Origin of the sequence: Paracoccus seriniphilus, assembly GCF_028553745.1 — a bacterium.
In the GTDB taxonomy this organism is placed as follows: domain Bacteria; phylum Pseudomonadota; class Alphaproteobacteria; order Rhodobacterales; family Rhodobacteraceae; genus Paracoccus; species Paracoccus seriniphilus.
Genome location: NZ_CP067132.1, coordinates 134,163 through 153,811, shown reverse-complemented (window position 1 = coordinate 153,811; position 19,649 = coordinate 134,163). Strand labels below are relative to the sequence as shown.

The window sequence follows — 19,649 nt, the reverse complement described above, 5'->3', positions numbered from 1 at the left end:
CGGCCCTGCCATTCTTATGCGCCTTGCAGCCGGATGATGGTTCCCCAAGGGTCAGTCAGCGTCTGCGGGACAGGCAGGGCATTGTCATCCACCAGAAGTTCCACCACGGCCAGCCCGGTCGTCAAGGCAGGGCGCATTCCCGCCCCGGCACTGTTCCACGTGTTGACGGCAAGATGGTGATGATAGCCGCCGCTGGAATAAAAACTGGCTTGGGGTCGGCGGCTGACAATGTCCAGCTGCAACGTCCCCTGATAGAAGGCGTCTGCGTGCTGCAGATCTCCGACCTGCAAGTGAACATGGCCGATGCTGCTGCCGTCAGGCAGGCCCGTCCATGGTCGGGGGCTGCCGGATGTTGCCAGTTCCTGCAGGTCAAGACGGCGGTTTGCCATCTGAACCATACCGTCATGCCATGACCATTCCTCCCGGGGCCGGTCGCGATAGATTTCGATGCCATTGCCTTCCGGATCAGCAAGATACAGCGCCTCGCTGACCAGATGATCCGCTGCCCCGGTCAGGGGAATGTCGCTTTCGACAGCATGGCGAAGCCATTGTCCCAGGCTGGCGCGATCAGGCAGCAAAAAGGCAATATGGAACAATCCGGCACCGTGCCGGTCGGCAAGGGGAGCGTGCGGATCGTGGATCAGTTCTAGAAGCAGCGTCTGTCCCACGCCAAGCCGGACGCTGCGGCGCGTGATCTCGATGACGGAAAGGCCGATCACCTTGCGGTAAAATGCTGTCATGGCCTTCAGGTCATTGACGATCAGTGTGACCGATCCGACCCGGATATTGGCATGAGACATGATGGCGCCTCCGCTTCAGTGGCCTGCCTTGCGCAGATTCGGCGTCGGGCGCAACGCATGGGCGCCGTCACCCAGCAGCGCCGAGGTCAGCAGGGCGACGATCCAGAAGGCCGGATATTCCCAGCCGCCGCCAGCATTGTTGAAGAAGAACCCTGCCGCGCCATGAACAGTTGCAATCGCGCCCAGCAGCACGGGGATCAGAAGCAGCGCGACGACGCGGCTGTAGACGCCTGCAATGAGGGCAAGGCCGCCGAATGTCTCGAGCAGGATGGTGACATGAGCCAGCGCGCCGGGCAGGCCCAGACTTTCAAAGAAGCTCGCGGTGCCAGCGGGTGTGAAGACCATGACTTTCAATCCGGCATGGGCAAGGAACAGCACGCCAAGCGCGACGCGCAGCAGCAGGGCAGCATAGGGGGCAGTGCGGGGGTCGGTCATCGGAAGAACTCCTGTTTCGTTGTTCCGATCCATATGCATTTTACGGCCCCAATTTATAATATAAGATATAATTCATAGAGCTTGAACCACAGGTGTTAGGTAAATGCTGGACAGGCTGACAAGCATGGAGGTCTTTGCGCAGGCGGTGCGATGTGGAAGCCTGTCCGGCGCGGCGCGCGTGGTCGGCATTTCGCCGACGATGGCGACCAAACATGTCAATGCTCTGGAGGACCGACTGGGCGTCAAGCTGGTCCATCGCACGACGCGCCAGATTACCCTGACGGATGCAGGCCGCCGCTATCTGGACAGCGTGGAAAAGGTGCTGGCCGATCTGGCCCGGGCCGATGCCAGCGCCGCCGCCGAGCGGGACGAGGTCGAGGGCGTCCTGCGCGTTACCGTCCCGGTGTCATTCGGCATTCGCGAGATTGCGCCGCTGCTGCCCGAACTGGCAGATCTTTATCCACGCCTGACGATCGATCTGGGTATCAGCGATGCCAAGGTCGATATGGTGGCCGAGGGCTGGGATGTGGCGGTGCGCATCGGGCACAATCCGGATGACACCTCGGTCGCGCGCAAGCTGGCACCCTGTCGGTTGCTGGTGGCGGCCGCGCCATCCTATCTGGCGGCCCGTGGCATACCACGAACAGTGGCCGCGTTGAGCGAACATGAATGTCTCAGCTATACTCTGTCCAGCCATCTGGAACGGGGGCGCTGGCGGTTCGGGAAGGATGGCAGGATCACGGTGCCGGTATCGGGCAGGCTGCGTGCCGGCAATGGTGATATCCTGGTCGCTGCGGCGCTGGCCGGGCAGGGGGTGATCTATCAGCCCAGTTTCCTGCTGGGTGAACACCTTCGTGCGGGGCGTCTGGTGGCTCTGCGGCTGGATCATCCGCCGGCAGAGATACCCGGCGTCTACGCCGCCTATCCGGCAACACGACGCGCGCCGGCAAAGGTGCGGGCCTTTATCGAATTCATGGCCACACGCTTTGGATCGCCTCCACCATGGGATCGCGATCTGGAGTTTCAGAAGTCCTGATCCGCGATATGACCGTCGCGGGCGATGGGCTGCGGCGGTTCCTGCCTGTCAGCAAGCTTTCGGCTCTTGGACAGGCAGGAGAAGCCGCGGTTATTGCCTGTTCGGTGCGGCGGGCGCAGGGCGTTTGGGCAGATCGCGGCTGAAGTAGCCGAACATCTGTTCCAGAACAGCGTCTATCTCGGAATTCGGGTTGCGCGGTGCCGCGGCGGGTAGGGGTGTGCTTTGTGCCATAATGATATCTCAGGTCAAAGTTGGTTCCTCCACCGAGAATCAAAATAGCACCGCAAGGCCTGTTCTTCCAGTGCTGCGACGCAGCGGAACCCTGCATCGCAACCCTGTCATGCAGTGGCCGCCTTAGCCGATTTTCACTATGCGATGCTTCTTCTTGCCGACCGAGACCTTCAGCCCCTCGCCGATCAATTCTGCATTTACAGGTGTTTGCGGATCCCTGACGACTTCGTTGTTCAGGCGCAATCCGCCCTCGGCCAAAAGACGCTTGGCTTCCTTGCCGCTGCTGGTGATTCCGGTTTGCACCAGCATCTGGACAAGGGAAATGCCCTGCGTCAGCGCGTCAGCAGCCAGAATCGCGACCTCCAGATCGCCACCGGCACCGCCCTGTTCAAAGACTTCGCGGGCCGTGGCCTCGGCGCTGGCGGCGGCTTCGGCCCCGTGCAGCAGGGTGGTGACCTCATTGGCCAGCAGGATCTTGGCCTCGTTGATCTCGGATCCCTGCAGGGCGCCAAGGCGGGCGCATTCGTCAAGGGGCAGCTCGGTATACAGACGCAGGAAGCGCCCGACATCGGCATCGGCCATGTTGCGCCAGAATTGCCAGAAGTCATAGGGGCTGAGCATCGCGCCATTCAGCCAGATCGCACCGCCTTGCGACTTGCCCATCTTGCGCCCGTCGCTGGTGGTCATCAGCGGCGAGGTCAGTCCCCAGATCGTCGCGTCATCGACGCGCCGCGTCAGGTCGATGCCATTGACGATATTGCCCCATTGATCCGATCCGCCCATCTGCAGCTGACAGCCATAGCGGCGGTGCAGCTCCAGAAAGTCATAGGCCTGCAGGATCATGTAGTTGAATTCCAGGAAGGACAGCGACTGTTCCCGGTCCAGACGCGATTTGACCGATTCAAAGGACAACATGCGGTTCACGCTGAAGTGCCGGCCGATGTCGCGCAGGAATTCCAGATAGTTCAGGTGGTCCAGCCATTCCGCGTTGTTCAGCATCAGCGCGGCACCATCCTTGTAATCAAGATAGCGCGAAAAGACGGCCTGCATGCCGTCGATATTGGACTGGATCGCCTGCTGGTCCAGCAGGGGGCGTTCATCCGAGCGGAAGGACGGATCGCCGACCTTGGTCGTGCCACCACCCATCAGGGTGATGGGGCGGTTGCCGGTTTTCTGGAACCAGCGCAACATCATGATGTTCAGCAGGTGACCGACATGCAGCGATGCCGCCGTGGCATCATAACCGATATAGGCCGTGACCGGCCCGGCAAGCAGGGCCTTGTCCAGATTTTCATAATCGGTGCAATCGGCGATATAGCCGCGCTCGGACATGATTTGCAGGAAATCGGACTTGGGGCTGTAGGTCATGGGCTGTTTCCTTCTGATCGAAGCGGATATACCGGCGGAAATGTCAAAGGAAAAGGCGCGATGATCCGGGCTTTGGGAATGATGTCGGGAACCTCGCTTGACGGGGTGGACGCGGCAGAGATCGAGACGGACGGCATCACCATCGCCAGCTTCGGCGACAGTCGCTTCCGCAGCTATTCGGACAATGAGGCCGCGGTTCTGCATGGTGCCCTTGGCCGCTGGCCCGGCGAGGCGGGCGTGGATGAGGCCGCCGGGATTTCCGTTGCCTGCCACGCCGATCTGGCCGGCGAATTTCCCGATGTCGAGGTGATCGGCTATCACGGGCAGACCCTTGCGCATGATCCGCACGGGCGCGGCACCCATCAGGCGGGCGACGGGGTGGCGCTGGCACACAAGACGGGCCGCCCTGTGGTTTGGGATTTTCGCAGCGAAGACGTGCGGCAGGGAGGCGAGGGTGCGCCTCTTGCGCCGTTTTTCCATTGGGCTTGCGCGCGTTGGGCTGTCGGGGCCGGTCTGTTGCCCGCCGCGCCGGTCGCCTTTCTGAATCTGGGCGGTGTCGGCAATATCACCTGGGTTGATCCCTCTTGTGACACGCCTGAAGAGAATGGCGCCTGTCTGGCCTTTGATACGGGGCCTGCGAATGCGCCGATCAATGATCTGATGCGCAAGCGCCTGCGTCAAAGCCATGACAGTGGCGGCAGGCTGGCTGCACGGGGGCGGACGAATCAGTCGGTTCTTCAACGGTTTCTGGCCCATCCTTATTTCGAACGGCCTGCGCCGAAATCCCTGGATCGCGATCAGTTCGTCGAATTGTCCGCCGCGGTCGAAGCACTTTCCGATGCAGATGCGGCCGCGACATTGGTGGCGGCGCTGGCGGCTGCGGTCGCGGCGGGCTGGCGCTGGCTGCCCTCGGCGCCTTCGACCGTGCTGGTATGTGGTGGCGGACGGCACAACGAATCGATCATGTCGGCCCTGGGCGCTCAACTGCCAGCAAATGTCCGCCCCGTCGAGGCCGCCGGGCTGGATGGCGACATGCTGGAGGCCCAGGCTTTCGCCTGGCTGGCGGTGCGCGTTCTGAAGGGATTGCCCTGCTCGGGCCCAATGACGACTGGCGTTGCGGGCCCCGTTTGCGGTGGCAGGATCAGCCATCCGAAAAGAAGTTGCGCGTAATGTCATTTTTTATTCTGTGATCTCTTGACGAGCGCGAGCGGGCTGCGTAAACCCCGCTCACCCCAGCGGGCGATTAGCTGGGGTAAGGTGAGTGTGCGGTTGTAGCTCAGTTGGTTAGAGTACCGGCCTGTCACGCCGGGGGTCGCGGGTTCGAGTCCCGTCAACCGCGCCACTTGCACCTTTCGCCCGGATATATGCGCGGTTGTAGCTCAGTTGGTTAGAGTACCGGCCTGTCACGCCGGGGGTCGCGGGTTCGAGTCCCGTCAACCGCGCCATTTCCTCCATCCCCCTTTGAAATTCAGTGATCTGCTGCCTTTGCCGTTGATTTCGGGACTCCTGTTTTCCGGCTGAACTGGCTATGCAGGAGCAGGATATCCAGAGGGGCAGGATTGCAGGACGATGAAGGACATGGGTGACGCAAAGGCGCTGGTAACGAATATGGGCGAAGCGGCGCGGGCGGCGGCGGTCGACCTTGCGACGGCCTCTGCCGAGCGCAAACATGCCGCATTGATCGGCGCGGCCGACGCAATCCGGACGAATGCCGAGGCGATTCTGGCGGCGAATGCGCAGGATCTGGACTTTGGCCGGGCCAAGGGCCTGAGCGATGCCATGATGGATCGTCTGACTCTGGACACCGACCGGCTGCGCGGGATCGAGGACGGTTTGCGCGCCGTGGCCGAACAGCGCGACCCCGTCGGTGCGGTGATTGCCGAATGGGACCGCCCGAACGGATTGCATATCCAGCAGGTGCGTACACCGATCGGGGTTATTGGCGTCATCTATGAAAGTCGCCCCAATGTAACCGCCGATGCCGGGGCGCTGGCGCTGAAGTCCGGCAATGCGGTGATCCTGCGCGGAGGCTCGGAAAGCCTGCACAGCAGCCAGGCCATCCATGATTGCATGGTGCAGGGGTTGCGGCAGGCCGGTCTGCCCGAAGCCGCCATTCAACTGGTGCCCACACGCGACCGCGAGGCCGTCACCGCGATGTTGCAGGCGCAGGGCCTGATCGATGTGATCATTCCCCGTGGCGGCAAAGGGTTGGTCGGGCTGGTGCAGCGTGAAGCCCGCGTTCCGGTTTTCGCGCATCTGGAAGGCATCTGCCACGTCTATGTGGATCACGACGCCGATGCCGCCAAGGCGCGGCGGGTGGTTCTGAATGCCAAGACGCGCAGAACGGGCATATGCGGAGCGGCGGAATGCCTGCTGATCGACAGCAAGGCCGATCCCCTGTTGCGCGAAACGTTGATTGCCGATCTGCTTGCCGCCGGGGTCGAGGTCCGTGCCGATGGCGATCTGGCCCAGATTGCCGGAACCGTGCCCGCCAGCCCCGAGGATTTCGGCAAGGAATTTCTGGACATGGTGATCGCGGCCAGGCTGGTTGACGGCGTCGAGGGCGCGATTGCCCATATCCGCCAATACGGCAGCCAGCACACCGAATCGATCCTGACCGAAAATGATGCGACCGCCGCGCGATTCTGTGCCGGGCTGGACAGCGCCATCCTGATGCGCAACGCTTCGACCCAGTTCGCCGATGGCGGTGAATTCGGCATGGGGGCCGAAATCGGCATTGCGACCGGCAAGATGCACGCCCGCGGACCCGTCGGGGCCGAGCAACTGACCAGCTTCAAATATCTGGTCACCGGCGACGGAACGGTGCGGAGCTAGGGCGCTCTGGACAGCCACCCGGCCCGGAAGAGGCGGGTGGCTGTCTGATTTTATGACAAACGACATGGAATGTTGAACAAAATGCCTGGCCCGTAATACAATGGCCGGGTGGCTCTTCTGCCATGTCGTTTCCGGAGTTCCAGCCCGTGGTCAATCCCGCGCTTACCCTTGCCGAACAGGTTGCCGACCGCATTCGGGCGCGCCTGACATTTGGCGAACTGACACCGGGTCAGCGACTGTCCGAGGCCGCTCTGGCACGGGATATGGGCGTATCGCGCAATACCCTGCGCGAGGCGTTCCGCCTGCTCACCAAGGACGGGCTGCTTGAGCACAAGACCAATCGCGGCGTCTTTGTGGCCACGCCGTCGATGGGTGCGATTATCGACATCTATCACATCCGCCGGATCATCGAATGCCAGGCCCTGCGCATGACGCACGGCCGTCATCCGGCGGTAGCGCGCATGGCGCAGGCCGTGGCGGCGGCGCAGGATGCACAGGCAAGACAGGATTGGCGCGCCGTCGGCAATGCCAACATGGATTTCCACGCCGCCATTGTCGAACTGGCCGACAGCCCCAAGCTGACGACATTTTACGGCAATCTTGCAGCGGAATTGCGTCTGGCCTTTGGATTGCTGAAGGTGCCGCAAGACCTGCATGAGCCCTATATCGGGATGAATGCCGATCTGCTGGCAATGGTTCAGGAGGGTCAGTATGAGGCTGCCGCGCGCCAGCTTGACCGCTATCTGTCGCAATCCGAACGTGCCGTTCTTGCAGCCTTGTCGGGGCAGGGCGGCAGGGGCTGATCCTGCCCGCAACCCTCAGCCTGTGCCGATCTCTTGCCAGGCGGCGTGGGCCGCCAGCACCACCTGCATCTGTGCCTGATGGCCTGCGACGAATTGCGGACCATAAATGGTTTCGTCCGGGTATTCGGTGATCAGGGTCAGCGGCACCGAGTGACGGTCGTCCTGTTGCAGATAGCAGGGAAAGCCGTTGATCATCTCGAATCCGGTTTCACCCGCATGGATCCTGTACAGGGCGATCTGGCGGGCATTGAGTTCAGCCAGTCCCTCGACCTCCAGCAGCGCAGTGGTGACGCGCTCCATCAGTTCCTGCGCCGTGGCTTTCCAGCCTTCGCGATACCGCAGGATCAGGAAGAAACCCTTGGGCAGGGTCCACATGGCGAAATTGCGGGGAATGTAGCCGGTCAGCGGGCGGGTCCATTCATGGGCCGGATAGCCATGCAGGTTGATGTGCAGCCGCGCCCCCGAGACCGCCTCGGCCTGCCTGCGGATCTCTTTTTCGAAAAGCGCACCGGCGGCCTCGCGGTATTCAAGGTCATCGCCAAGTGCCGTATAGCGCGCCGCATGCAGCATGTGGCGGGGAGTCAGTTCGCAAAGCCGCCCGTGCAAGGCATAGCCATCAGGGTTTTCCAGGGGCGAGATCACGAAGTCCGCGTCCTGAAGCGCCAGCCGGTGCGCTGCACGCAGGGCACCGACCACCGGGGTGGTTTCATTGGCATGCTGCCCGGCGGAAATCATGACCGGTTTGCCCTGCCCCCTGTGGTGGCGAGCTTCGACCTGCCGTGCGGCACGGCTTTGCGCGGCAAGGGGGGTGCCGCCGATCCTGTCGAGTTCAGCGCGGATCTGCGCAACGGACAGCGGCTCGGTCGCGCGATCCAGAGATTGCAATGGGCCGCCGCGATCCTGCCGGTCAAAAGACTTCAGGCTGACGCGGATCTCGCATAGCGGACCATGGCGGACCTCGGGCACGATCTGGCCGGGTTGCAAATGCCGGTCCCCCAAAGGTCTGCCAGAGCGTTTCTGGAACAGTTCCAGACATGAGAAATAGAGATCCTCATGCAGGGCCTCGGCAAGGCTGACAATCTCATCGCCACGGCCCAGATCCAGATCCCGCGCGGGCACGGCGGCGGCAATGTTCAGCTCTTCGAAGAGAGGTTCGCTGTCGCCCCAGTCGTGACCGGCAATGGCCGAGATGGCACCCCGGAAAATCTGTTCGTAATCGGTTTCCAGACGCCGCGCGCCCTGGGCGTCGATCAGCCAGCCTGTCGGAGACAGGACCGTTTCACCAATGTGATCGACATGGACATGGTTTGGGGCCAGCACCTCATGGCTTTCTGTCCCGTCCGGATAGGTCAGTTCGACCTGATAGACGCAGCCTTCGGCACCTTTTTCAAAGCGCAGCTGGGCCTGGGGGAACAGGGCCGCCAGCGGGTAGGTCTCGAGCAGAAATCGGTTCGGCTCGGCAGCGGGATGGAATGGCCAGCGAATGGTTGCGGCCAGCAGGCCGGGCCTGACATCTTCCAGAAAGAAATGCAGCAGCGGCTTGTAGGCACTGTGGATGCGGGCCTGGATGCCCTTGGCCGCCAGCGCTTCGCGGGCCCGCTGACGCGCCGCCCGGTCGTCGAAGGTCCATGCTTCGAAGGCGTCGGTCGCGGTGGCGACCAGCCAATCCAGCGTGGGTTGCGGTCTGGCGTGGAAATTCATCTTTCGGTCCTTCCCGTCGGGTCCAGAGTATCGCGCAGCCAGTCGCCCAGCAGGTTGAGGCCAAGCACTGTCAGCAGAATGGCAAGACCGGGAAAGACGCTGACCCACCAGGCGGTTTGCAGATAGGTTCGGCCATCGGCCAGCATGCCGCCCCAGCTGGGGATGGTCGGGTCCACGCCCAACCCAAGAAAGGTCAGGCTGCTTTCCAGCAGGATGTTGTTGGCGACATTCAGAGTCATCAGGACGATCACCGGTCCCAGAAGATTGGGCAGCAGATGTTGCAGGATGATCTTGCGCCCCTTGACCCCCATGGCCTGCGCGGCCAGCACGAATTCGCGCTCGCGCAATGCCAGAACCTGCGCCCGCACCAGTCTTGCATATTGCACCCATTGCGAGACGATCAGCAGGATGATGGTATTGGTCAGGCTGCCCCCGACAATGGCGATGATGGTAATGGCCAGCAGGATGAAGGGCAGCGCCAGCTGAATATCGGCCGAACGCATCACGACGATATCCCAAAGCCCGCGGTAATATCCGGCGATCAGGCCGACCGTGACGCCGACCAGGACCGATCCCAGAACCGAGACAAAGCCGACCTGCAAAGATATCCAGCCGCCGGCAAAGACACGGGCCATCACATCGCGACCCAGAGGATCGGTTCCGAAAGGATGGGCCGGCTGCGCAAAGGGAGGGATCAGTCGCGCGGTCAGGTCGATATCGCCGGCTCCGGGAAACAACCAGCCCGACAACAGCACGCAAAGCGTGATGCCCAGGGTCAGCCCAAGACCAAGAATGAATTCCAGAGAGAAGTAGCGTGATTTCAGAAAAGCGGTCATCGGGGTTACTCCGTCCTGATCCGCGGATCGATCAACCCATAGGCGATATCGACCAGCAGATTGACCAGCACGATCAGCGTGGAAAGGATCATGATGACCGATTGCAGAACCGGATAGTCGCGCCCGGCCACGGCATCAAAGGCCAGGCTGCCCATGCCGGGCCAGTTGAAGACGCGCTCGACCACCACGATCCCGCCCAGCAGGCCTCCGAACTGCAGGCCCAGAAAGGTGATCAGAGGAATCGCGCAATTGCGCAGCGCGTGCTTGTACAGCACCGTACGCTCGGACAGCCCTTTGGCGCGGGCCACCATGATATATTGCGATTGCATCACGTCCAGCATGGCCGTGCGCACCAGCCGGACATTGGTCGCGGTCAGGATGACGCCCATGGTCACGGCAGGCATCACGAAAGAGGCGATCCCGTTCATGCCGCTGGGTGGCAGCCATTGCAATGTGATCGAAAACAGCAGCACCAGCATCGTCGCCAGCCAGAAATTCGGGAATGACAACCCGACAAGAGACAGGATGCGGATCAGCTGGTCCTCCCATTTCCCGCGCCGGATCGCCGCACGGATGCCAAGCGGGATCGAAAGGATGATCGACACCAGCAACGAGGTGAAAGCCAGCAGCAGCGTTGCGGGCAGGGCGTTTCCGATCAATGTCGAAACCGGTGTCCCGCCCAGGAAACTGCGGCCGAAATCCCAGGTGAACAGCCCGGACAATGTCGCGAGATATTGTGACAGGAAGGGTTCGTTCAGTCCCAGACCCTCACGAATGCGCTCCAGATCGGCCTCGGTGATGTCGGTTGCACCCTGCGCGATCATCATTGCCGGATCACCGGTCATCCGCACCGCGACCGAGACAATCAGGGTGACGACCATCACCACGAACACGGCTTGCGCCAGACGTTTCAGCAGGAAGGCTGCCATGGACGGGCCTTTCAAAGTTACGGAACAAAGGCGCGGCGGCACCGAATCTGGCGCCGCCGCTGCAAGGGCGCCTATTCGACGCTGACGTGGTTCAGCTTCAGGCGGCTGTCAGGTGCGGGCTCGAAGTTCTTGACCCGCTTGTTGATCGCATAGATGGCGTTCAGATTGTAAAGCGGCATCTCGAGCGCGCGATCCGCGGCATAGGCCGCAATCTCCTGCAACAGGCGCTCACGCTCGGCCGGGTCGGCCAGCGGGCGCTGCGTCTCCAGCATCTCATCCAGCTTGGGATCGCTGTCATAAGGGTTCCATTTCTGGCCCGTGTGATACATCGCATAGGCGGTGTTGTCGAAATCGAAGGTCCAGCCGCCCCAGCTTTGCTGGAACATCTCGCCGGTCTTGCCCTGGGGAATGATGTCGTTCAGCAAGACATTGGTTTCATAGGGTTTGATCGTCGCGTTCACGCCGACCATGCTCAGATAGGCGGCGACGGCCTGCGCGACCTCGTTGAAAGTCGCATCATTGCCGCGGGTGTTGATCTCGACACTGGCACCGGGCGCGACGCCTGCCTTTTTCAGCAAGTCCTTGGCCGCTTCGGGATCATAGGGCAGGGGCTTCATTTCGGGGTCGTAACCGAAGGACCGTTCGCCCTGGAATGAGGCGATGACCGAGGCCTGACCGCCCAGAACCGTATTGACGATGGTCTCGCGATCGACTGCCATGATCAGTGCCTTGCGGACATCCGCATCGGCGGTGATGCCGCGGCTGGTATCAAAGCGCAGCGCGGTGACAGTCGGTCCGGCGGTTGTCACCAGTTCCAGATTGTCGGCGGCCTCGATGGTCGGGATCATGCCCACCGGGATGGTCGGCGGAATGACCAGATCGACACCGCCCGATTGCAGTTCCGCCAGCGCGGTCGCAGGTTCGGTGATAAAGCGGTATTCCAGTTCGGACAGTTCCGGTGCGCCGCCCCAGTAATCCTCGAAGGCTTCCAGCTTGACGCCGATTTTCGGCTCGTATGAGGTCATCCGGAACGGGCCTGTTCCCACCGGTCTGATGTTGAAAACATCGTCGCCCATTTCGGTGATATATCTTGGCGGCACGATCATCGCACCATATCCGGCCAGCTTGGTCAGCAGAACTGCATCGGGCTGCGACAGATGGAAATCGACGGTATGCGCGTCGATGATCTCGACTGAATCGATGGCAGAGTAATTGGCCTGTTGCGGGCCTTTTGCGCCTTCATTGCCCAGCAGGCGATCAAAGGTGAATTTCACTGCCTCGGCATCGAAGGGTTCGCCATTGTGGAAGGTCACGCCTTCGCGCAGCGAAAAGCGGATGCGCAGGCCGTCATCCAGAACCTCCCATGAGGTCGCGAGTCCGGGCACCAGCTTCATGTCGGGACCCCGATAGGTCAGTCCCTCGAAGACATTGGTGGCCAGCGAGGCCCAGTTCACCAGAAAGGTGTCGATCGGGTCCCAACTGCCGGGATCCTGCGGCGATGATACGATCAGCTTGCCCTCGGCCTGGGCCGTGCTGGGCTGTCCGGCGGTCAGAGCGGCCAGGGCAATGGCCATCGCGGTCAATGTCTGTTTCATTCCGAGCTTCCTGTTGGTGACTGTTCTGAATTGGGTGTCGAGACTAGCAACCGGCCACGAGATGTCCGGGCGAGACTTCGGTATAGGTTGCGGGGGCGGGTTCTTCCCCGATGCGGCGGGTCGTCGAGGGAATTTCGCCTTCAAGCGTGCTGCGCATGCGACGCACCGTCGGGTCGGGATGGGGCACGGCGGACAGCAGGCGGCGGGTATAGGGGTGCGCGGTTTCTTCGAAAATCTGCCGACGGCTGCCCATCTCGACGATCTGCCCCAGATACAGGACCGCGACGCGATGGCTCATCTTCTCGACCACGGCCATGTCGTGGCTGACGAACAGATAGGCCAGCCCGTCATCCTTTTGCAGATCCATGAACAGATTGATGATCTGCGCCTGAATCGATACATCCAGCGCCGACAGCGCCTCATCGGCGATGATCAGGCGGGGCTTGCTGGCAAGGGCGCGGGCGATGCAGATCCGCTGTCGCTGACCGCCCGAGAACTGATGGGGATAGCGCGAAGCGACACTGGCAGGCAGGCCGACCCGTTCAAGCAATTCTCCGGTCCGCCGCGCGATATCGCGGTCATTGTCCAGCAGGCCATGGGTGCGCACAGGCTCGGCGATGGACCAGCCGACGGTCCTGCGCGGATCCAGCGATGCAAAAGGATCCTGGAAGATATACTGGATCTCCTGTCGCAGCCTTTGCCTTTCGCCCAGGTTCATTTGCGACATCGGTTTCCCATCAAAGGCGATATCGCCTGCACTAGGCGAATTCAGTTGCATGATCGCGCGTGCGATGGTCGATTTGCCCGACCCGCTTTCCCCGACAAGCGACAGCGTCTCGCCCGGATAGATCTCGAACTGCGCATTGGTGACGGCGGGGCAGACATGGGTGACCTTGCCATACCAGGTCTTTTTCAGGGCAAAGCGAACCGACAGATCCTGCACTTTCAGCAAGGGGCCGCCCGCCGTTTGCGCGGTGTCCTGAATCCGGCGCTCCCCGACTAGCCGGGGTTCGCCGTCAACCAGCATGGTCAGCGGGGTCTTGCAGGGAAAGTCCTGACCTGTCATCTCGCCCAGTTTCGGCACCGCGGACAGCAGGCTGCGGGTATAGGGATGACGGGGATCGGCAAAGATGCGCTCTACCGGCCCTTCCTCGACCTTTTCGCCCCTGCACATGACCACCACATCATCGGCAATTTCGGCGACCACGCCCATGTCATGGGTGATGAAGATGATCGACATGCCCAGTTCGGCCTGAAGGTCACGCAGGATATCCAGAATCTGTGCCTGAATCGTCACATCCAGCGCGGTTGTCGGCTCATCAGCGATCAGCAGGCGGGGGCGACAGGCGACCGCCATGGCGATCATGACGCGCTGGCGCATGCCTCCGGACAGCTGATGTGGGTAGCGGTGGATCACGCCCTGCGCATCGGGCAGGCGCACCAGAGACAGCAGGCGCACGGCCTCGGCAAGGGCATCCTGACGCGACATGTTTTCGTGCAGCATCAGGACCTCGGCGATCTGATCGCCGATCGTATAGACCGGGTTCAAAGAGGTCATCGGCTCTTGAAAGATCATCGCGATGTCCTTGCCGCGGATGCTGCGGACATCTTCCTGGCCGAGTGCCAGCAGATCGGTGGAGTCGTCCTTGTCATGCAGGATGATCGCGCCGCTGTCATATCGGGCGCCATTCAGATCGGCGAGACGCATGATCGACAGTGAGGTCACGCTCTTGCCCGAGCCGCTTTCACCGACGACGGCGACGGTCCGGCCCTGCGGCACGTCAAAGCTGAGATCCCGAATGACCTGACTGGTGCCAAAGGAGACGGACAGCCCCTGGATCGAGAGAATCGAGGTGGGATGCATGTCTTTCATCTGTGCCCTCTGAGACCGGAGCGTGCTTTTTCGCCGCATGTTTCAGTTCAAGTCATTTGCACGGCATGCATGACGCGCGAATTCATTAAAGCCACCGCAAAAAACATAAATCAAGAGGGTGATTTTGAAAAATAAGTCTACTAGAAATAAAAATTGTTGAACAATAAATGGAGTGATCCCACACGTATCCAGTCTGGTATGGTCCGAAAGCAAAGGCCGCCCAGAGAGGGCGGCCTGCTCAATTCAAAACGGTTGCGGGGCTGGCGTCAGTTGATCATCCAGCTTTGGTCATACCAGTCGGAAACATCTCCCGGCCATGTCAGAACATCGCCATCGCTGTCCTTCAGAACGCCGCTGTCGAACAGGAAGTGCGCCATGTTTGCAAAGCGTTCGCCGTCGATCTTGCCCACCGGCGTGTCCCCGTCGCGCAGATAGCCGCCAGCCGCAATGGCGACCATCGAGGCATGGACCAGCGCCTGATTGGGAAAATCGCCCGACTGGATCAGGATCTGCGCGGCGGCGCGGGGATGGTCGGCGGCCCATTCATAGCCTTTCTGGGTTGCCAGCATGAAATCGCGCACCATGTCCGGGTGTTCGGCCAGAACCTCGCTACGGGTGCCGATATAGCCGTTCTGCTGGTCGGGAATGCCATAGTCGGCATAGGTGAAGGATGACTGTTTGCGGCCCAGAAGCTCGCCGTTGACGCCCTCCCATGTGGCGACTTCCAGCGTGAAATCCACCGCGCCAGAGGCCAGCGCTTCATAGGCGCCGGTGCCAAGCGTGACCGTGTCCCAGACCGGTTCCCCGCCATCATTTGCGATCATCGTGCCGATCAGCGCGGCTTCCCATGCGCTGCCGAAACCGGCATAGGTCTTGCCCGACAGATCGGCGGGGCGGGTGATTTCGGTATTGTCGCTGTTATAGACGAGCCGCCCGTTTTCGTGCTGCATCGTCGCCCAAAGCGCAACCAGATCGGCATCGGCGGCCTTGGCACTCATGAAACCCAGCGAGGTCAGATAGGCGAAATCTGTCGCACCCGCCGCCAGCAGTGCCGAAGAACTGGTGTCGGAATAGGGCAGAATCTCGACATCCAGCCCGGCGTCTTCGTAGAATCCACGATCCTGCGCGACGACAAGGCCGATATGATTGGTGTTCAGCGTCCAGTCCAACGCGATGGTCACCGGCGTTTCGGCCAGGGCCGACAGGGGCGCGATCAGGGTCGCGGCAAATATAAGAGGGCGGATCAAGTCGTGGTCTCCTTCAGCAGCAGGGATTTCAATCGGTCACGCAGGGGCGCAAGCGTTGCTTCGTCGCGTTGGTCGCGCGGGGTGGTTACCGGGATATCGGCAATGATGCGGCCGGGACCGGATGACATGACGATGATCCGGTCTGCCAGCGTCGCGGCCTCATGCAGATCATGCGTGACCAGCAGAACTCCGCGCGGGCGTTCGTGCAATCTTTGCAGCAGCCAGTCCTGCATGCGCAGGCGGGTCACGGCGTCCAGCGCCGAGAACGGCTCGTCCAGCAGGATGAAGCGGCCTTCCTGAACGACGGTGCGCAGGAAGGCTGCGCGTTGGCGCATTCCGCCGGACAACTGAGCGGGGAACATCTGCTCGCAGCCTTCCAGACCGAAGGTTGCAAAAAGCGGGGCCACTTGCTGGCGGGCATGATCGCGCGAAAGTCCGGCAATTTCCAGCCCGATGGCCGCATTCTGGATGATGGTCAGCCATGGAAACAGCGCATCGCTTTGCGGTTGATAGCACAGGGCCGGATGCGGGCGTGTCACGGGGACGCCATCCAGAAGCAACTGTCCACTTTCCTGCATGGCATCGGGCAGGATGCCGGCCAGCCATTTCAGCACCGAGGTCTTGCCGCAGCCCGAGGGGCCGATCAGCGCGGTCATGGTCCCGTCGGCCAGCGAAAGCGACAGCTCTGACAGCAATTCGCGTTCTCTGGTGCGGATCGACAGCTTGCGGATCTCAAGCATGGCTGCGGGCCTCTGGCCCCTTGGCGGTCAGCCGGTCTATCAGCCGCAGCACGCCCAGCAGGGTCAGGGTCAGGCAGGCCGATACGACCACTGCGGCCAACACCAGATCGGCCCGGAAATTGTTCTTGGCCGACAGGATATAGATGCCCAGCCCGCGCCGTGCCCCGGCATATTCGGCAAAGATCGTCGCGACGATCGCATAGGTGGCCGAAATCCGCAGGCCCGCCAGAAATGCCGCACGCGCCGAGGGAAGCGTGGCGCGGCGAAATACGCTCCAGCGGCCCGCGCCCATAGACCCCAGCAATTCACGGAAAGCAGGCGGGGTTTGACGATAGCCCGACAACAGGCTGAGCAGCATCGGAAAGAAAGTGACAAGGATCACCAGCAGGACCTTGGGCAGCAGGCCAAAGCCGAACCACAGGATCATCAGCGGCGCCAGCGCGACCAGCGGCACGGTCTGGCTGGCCACGAACAGCGGCATCAGCCCTCGTTCGGCCCAGCCATTGAAATGCAGCAGCACCGAGGTGACAAAGGCAAAGCCCACCGACAGCGAAAAACCCAGCGTCGCCACCGCCAGCGTCACACCGGCATGCATGCCGATCTCGGCGCGGTTCTGCATCAGCGCCCGGAATACCCCGGAAGGCGGCGGCAGGATCAGCGGCGAGACATCCGCCATGTGGCAATAGACCTCCCATCCCGCCAGCAGCAGGACGGCAAGGATCAAGGTCGGCAGGACGCGGGTCAGCATGAGGCTTTCCTTGCGCTGCAGCCTCAATCTTTGCTGGGGCTGTTGGCCGAGGCGGTCAGATCGATGGTCACATGTCCCTCGGCTGGACCAAAGCGCAGGAATGCCTGCCGCAGCGTTTCGAAGACCGCGCCGGCATCGCCGCGCAGGCGGGTGCAGAAGTTCTTGGAACGCAGGAAGGTGCCCGAGGATTTCAGGAACTCGATGCAGCCGTAGATTTCGTCCATATGCCGATCCTGGCCCAGCACATACAGGGAAAACTGCACATCGATCTGCACGCCCATATCCGGGGCTTCAGCCACGGCCTCTTGTGCCTGAAGCTGTCGCTGCGCCAGCGGTGTATTCTGGGCTATGGCCAGAATGTCGCAACGGCAGGATGGATCATCGGGTTCACCGGGGCAGCCGCGCGACAGGGTGACATGCATGGTCGAATGGGCAGGATTGCGTGCCGTCGTCGCGAACAGGTCGCGGATCGCATCAATCAGCGGACCGGGCGCGCCGACCATCAGCGTGGACATGTCATCAGTCTCGATGCGCAGATCGTCACGATAGGGGTCCAGGGCCTTCAGCCCGGACATGATGACCTGAACGAAATCCGAGGTCATCGGATAAAGAGACACTTGTGCGCCAATGAACATGCGATCCTCGCTCCGCCGGCATTACCCGGATCAGCTGTGAAGGGTTCGCGCTGCAATGCGCATCTCAGCCCCGCTGTGAGCACCCCCGTTTATGGCGCGCAACATCGGGCAATGGCATGCTGCTGTCAAGCGTCCGGGCGGCGTCGAAACGCGAAGCCGTGCCGAAATGGCGATCCCGGCAAATATTGCGAGATTGCGCGGCGCAGCGATGGCGGTTTCCGCTCTTCCTGCAGATAGGGCAATATCCTGAATATTGCGGCGCTGGCGTCGCGCATCAACTTGATCTGCTCTTTCTCGGTCGGAAAGGGATCCTTGGCACCTTCGCTCAGATCGGACAGATCGAACAGCGCCTCCAGATCGGGTCGGAACCGGCGTCGCAGGGCTTCGATCTGATCGGCGTGCTGCGACACGATCCAGCGGCGTCTGTCCAGATGATAGACATCGCGCGATCTGGAAATTCCTGCCGGCGCCAGTTTCTGGGCCGCGCTCGTGATCGCCGGAGCGGTCAGCTGCAGTTGTCGGACGGCCAGCCCGGACATCTGGCTGAAGGCCAGCGAAAAGGAAGTATTGGCGGGCTCGGCCGGCGTGATCAGATCGGCGGTTTCGGTGATGCCAAGGACATTGAGAAAGTCATCAACAGCATTGCCATTCAGCAGGTGACAAGGGTCATAGGGGCGCAGGATGATGCTCTGCTCTCCGAAACTGTCCGCATATTCGTCGATGATCTGGCTGTGCAGCAGCCTGGCGTGATGCTGACGCAGAAATTGTCGGGCCGTGGATGTTGTGGCATCGGCCTTGACCCGCTGTTTGAACAGGCTCTCGACGTAAAGATCGGGGCGTCTGAGATAGACCACGATCCTGGTTTGATCCTGCAAGGGTTCGGGCAGGATGTCATGCAGGCGTGTCGCCACGCCGGGCTGAGAGAGCAATTCGCCGCTGAGGATGGCATCGCGACACCGGGATCGTGCCAGTTCCCTGTGCAGTTCGCGGCCGAAACGCGCGCCATCCCCCGACAGCAGCATGGCCGCCACCGGATTGTGGTGGATGCGCATGTCAGCCGGCTTCTGGCGGCCCGCATGCAGATAGCGCAGCGAGTGCTTTTCCAGAAACGGCGCATTCATATTCAGAACGTGCTGAATGGAGGATGATCCGGTCTTCTGGGTGCCGATATGGATGTATAACATTCCTGATCAAGACTCTGAATTGCGTCCGGTTCCAGTCGTGGCCGATCTGCCCGATGGCGGCTGTGGCCGTTTTGCAAGGTGCGGCCTTGCCGCTCTGCAGGCAAGCGGGTTTCCCCGTGGTTGCGATCTATGAGCCAAGCAAGCCCTGCGCCAACAGCTTCGCACTGCTGACGGCCTTTTCCCGATGCAGAGGCCAGGTCTGGGTCAGACCTTCCACGATCAGCAACAGGGCCACTTCCCGACCTTCCAGCCCGGTTGCGGCTGCGGCACGCGCAGCGACCTCGGATTTGTGGCGCTCCAGCAGGTCGCGCAATCTTGCGTCGCCGGGGGCGGCAGCAACGGCGGCGTGAAACAGGCAGCCGTGCGAGGCCTCGGCGATCATCCAACCGCCGACCCGATCCATCAGGTCCAGCACGGCCCGGCGCGGATCCCGAGGCAGATCATCAAGGACATGCGCCAGATAGCGCCGGTGCCGATACTCCAGCGCGGCATAGACCATGTCGCTGCGCGAGGGGGTGTATTTGTACAGCGTGCGCAGGCTGACCCCGGCGGCATCGCGCAAATCCTCGACGCTTGGTTGTGCAAAGCCACCCGTGGCGAATGCGCGCTCAAGCCCGGCTGAAATTCTGGTCATCATATCGCTCATGCTTGAC

18 protein-coding genes, 2 tRNA genes and 1 riboswitch are annotated in these 19,649 nt (G+C 61.7%); of the genes, 6 read left to right on the top strand and 14 right to left on the bottom strand.

Annotated features, from left to right (window positions below):
• Positions 1–14 precede the first annotated feature (14 nt).
• Both JHW44_RS19175 and JHW44_RS19170 read right to left on the bottom strand, forming a co-directional pair.
• Positions 15–800, bottom strand: a complete 786-nt coding sequence (locus JHW44_RS19175) for a VOC family protein (protein ID WP_089344109.1) — start codon at positions 798–800, stop codon at positions 15–17.
• A gap of 15 nt (positions 801–815) precedes the next feature.
• Positions 816–1,235, bottom strand: a complete 420-nt coding sequence (locus tag JHW44_RS19170; protein ID WP_089344108.1) for a DoxX family protein — start codon at positions 1,233–1,235, stop codon at positions 816–818.
• 103 nt (positions 1,236–1,338) lie between these two features.
• Between JHW44_RS19170 and JHW44_RS19165 the strand changes: the two genes are divergently transcribed.
• Positions 1,339–2,271: a LysR family transcriptional regulator gene (locus tag JHW44_RS19165; RefSeq protein WP_089344107.1), complete on the top strand. Its 933-nt coding sequence runs from the start codon at positions 1,339–1,341 to the stop codon at positions 2,269–2,271.
• Between the two features lie 354 nt (positions 2,272–2,625).
• On the opposite strand, the gene tyrS is transcribed toward JHW44_RS19165, so the two are convergent.
• Positions 2,626–3,870: a tyrosine--tRNA ligase gene (tyrS, locus tag JHW44_RS19160; RefSeq protein ID WP_089344106.1), complete on the bottom strand. Its 1,245-nt coding sequence runs from the start codon at positions 3,868–3,870 to the stop codon at positions 2,626–2,628.
• Positions 3,871–3,930: 60 nt separating this feature from the next.
• Here tyrS and JHW44_RS19155 point away from each other — a divergent pair, with 60 nt between their 5' ends.
• The 5 genes from JHW44_RS19155 to JHW44_RS19135 all read left to right on the top strand — a co-directional run bounded on the left by JHW44_RS19155 (position 3,931) and on the right by JHW44_RS19135 (position 7,508).
• Entirely contained in the window at positions 3,931–5,040 is a 1,110-nt protein-coding gene (locus tag JHW44_RS19155; RefSeq protein WP_089344105.1) for an anhydro-N-acetylmuramic acid kinase, read from the top strand.
• Positions 5,041–5,135: 95 nt separating this feature from the next.
• Positions 5,136–5,212: transfer RNA gene (locus JHW44_RS19150), tRNA-Asp, on the top strand.
• 26 nt (positions 5,213–5,238) lie between these two features.
• Positions 5,239–5,315 (top strand) — tRNA-Asp (locus JHW44_RS19145).
• Between the two features lie 124 nt (positions 5,316–5,439).
• Entirely contained in the window at positions 5,440–6,705 is a 1,266-nt protein-coding gene (locus tag JHW44_RS19140) for a glutamate-5-semialdehyde dehydrogenase (protein ID WP_089344104.1), read from the top strand.
• A gap of 122 nt (positions 6,706–6,827) precedes the next feature.
• Positions 6,828–7,508 (top strand): GntR family transcriptional regulator, encoded by a 681-nt coding sequence (locus JHW44_RS19135; RefSeq protein WP_089344103.1) that lies wholly within the window; start codon positions 6,828–6,830, stop codon positions 7,506–7,508.
• A 15-nt stretch (positions 7,509–7,523) separates the two neighbouring features.
• On the opposite strand, the gene JHW44_RS19130 is transcribed toward JHW44_RS19135, so the two are convergent.
• The 11 genes from JHW44_RS19130 to JHW44_RS19080 form a co-directional block, all read right to left on the bottom strand.
• The gene (locus tag JHW44_RS19130; RefSeq protein WP_089344102.1) at positions 7,524–9,209 is read right to left on the bottom strand and encodes a M14 family metallopeptidase; all 1,686 of its coding nucleotides are present in this window, start codon (positions 9,207–9,209) and stop codon (positions 7,524–7,526) included.
• Positions 9,206–10,045: an ABC transporter permease gene (locus tag JHW44_RS19125; protein WP_089344101.1), complete on the bottom strand. Its 840-nt coding sequence runs from the start codon at positions 10,043–10,045 to the stop codon at positions 9,206–9,208. Before JHW44_RS19125 ends, JHW44_RS19130 begins: the two co-directional genes overlap by 4 nt.
• Positions 10,046–10,050: 5 nt before the next feature.
• Positions 10,051–10,974 carry an ABC transporter permease gene (locus JHW44_RS19120; protein WP_089344100.1) on the bottom strand — a complete coding sequence of 308 codons (924 nt, stop codon included), beginning with the start codon at positions 10,972–10,974 and terminating at the stop codon, positions 10,051–10,053.
• A gap of 71 nt (positions 10,975–11,045) precedes the next feature.
• Complete coding sequence (locus JHW44_RS19115) at positions 11,046–12,569, bottom strand: ABC transporter substrate-binding protein (RefSeq protein WP_218822555.1); 1,524 nt, start codon at positions 12,567–12,569, stop codon at positions 11,046–11,048.
• Between the two features lie 43 nt (positions 12,570–12,612).
• Positions 12,613–14,442, bottom strand: coding sequence for an ABC transporter ATP-binding protein (locus JHW44_RS19110; protein WP_089344099.1), 1,830 nt, complete (start codon positions 14,440–14,442; stop codon positions 12,613–12,615).
• A 266-nt stretch (positions 14,443–14,708) separates the two neighbouring features.
• Entirely contained in the window at positions 14,709–15,689 is a 981-nt protein-coding gene (locus tag JHW44_RS19105) for an ABC transporter substrate-binding protein (RefSeq protein WP_089344098.1), read from the bottom strand.
• Entirely contained in the window at positions 15,686–16,429 is a 744-nt protein-coding gene (locus tag JHW44_RS19100; protein ID WP_089344097.1) for an ABC transporter ATP-binding protein, read from the bottom strand. The genes JHW44_RS19105 and JHW44_RS19100 overlap by 4 nt, the downstream gene beginning before the upstream one ends.
• Positions 16,422–17,177, bottom strand: a complete 756-nt coding sequence (locus JHW44_RS19095; RefSeq protein WP_089344096.1) for an ABC transporter permease — start codon at positions 17,175–17,177, stop codon at positions 16,422–16,424. The genes JHW44_RS19100 and JHW44_RS19095 overlap by 8 nt, the downstream gene beginning before the upstream one ends.
• A gap of 23 nt (positions 17,178–17,200) precedes the next feature.
• Complete coding sequence (locus JHW44_RS19090) at positions 17,201–17,812, bottom strand: YkoF family thiamine/hydroxymethylpyrimidine-binding protein (RefSeq protein WP_089344095.1); 612 nt, start codon at positions 17,810–17,812, stop codon at positions 17,201–17,203.
• A riboswitch (TPP riboswitch) is annotated at positions 17,803–17,909 on the bottom strand. (Overlaps the previous gene by 10 nt.)
• Before the next feature lie 28 nt (positions 17,910–17,937).
• The gene (locus tag JHW44_RS19085) at positions 17,938–18,996 is read right to left on the bottom strand and encodes a hypothetical protein (protein WP_089344094.1); all 1,059 of its coding nucleotides are present in this window, start codon (positions 18,994–18,996) and stop codon (positions 17,938–17,940) included.
• A 127-nt stretch (positions 18,997–19,123) separates the two neighbouring features.
• Positions 19,124–19,642 (bottom strand): TetR/AcrR family transcriptional regulator, encoded by a 519-nt coding sequence (locus JHW44_RS19080; RefSeq protein WP_089344093.1) that lies wholly within the window; start codon positions 19,640–19,642, stop codon positions 19,124–19,126.
• Between the last annotated feature and the right edge of the window lie 7 nt (positions 19,643–19,649).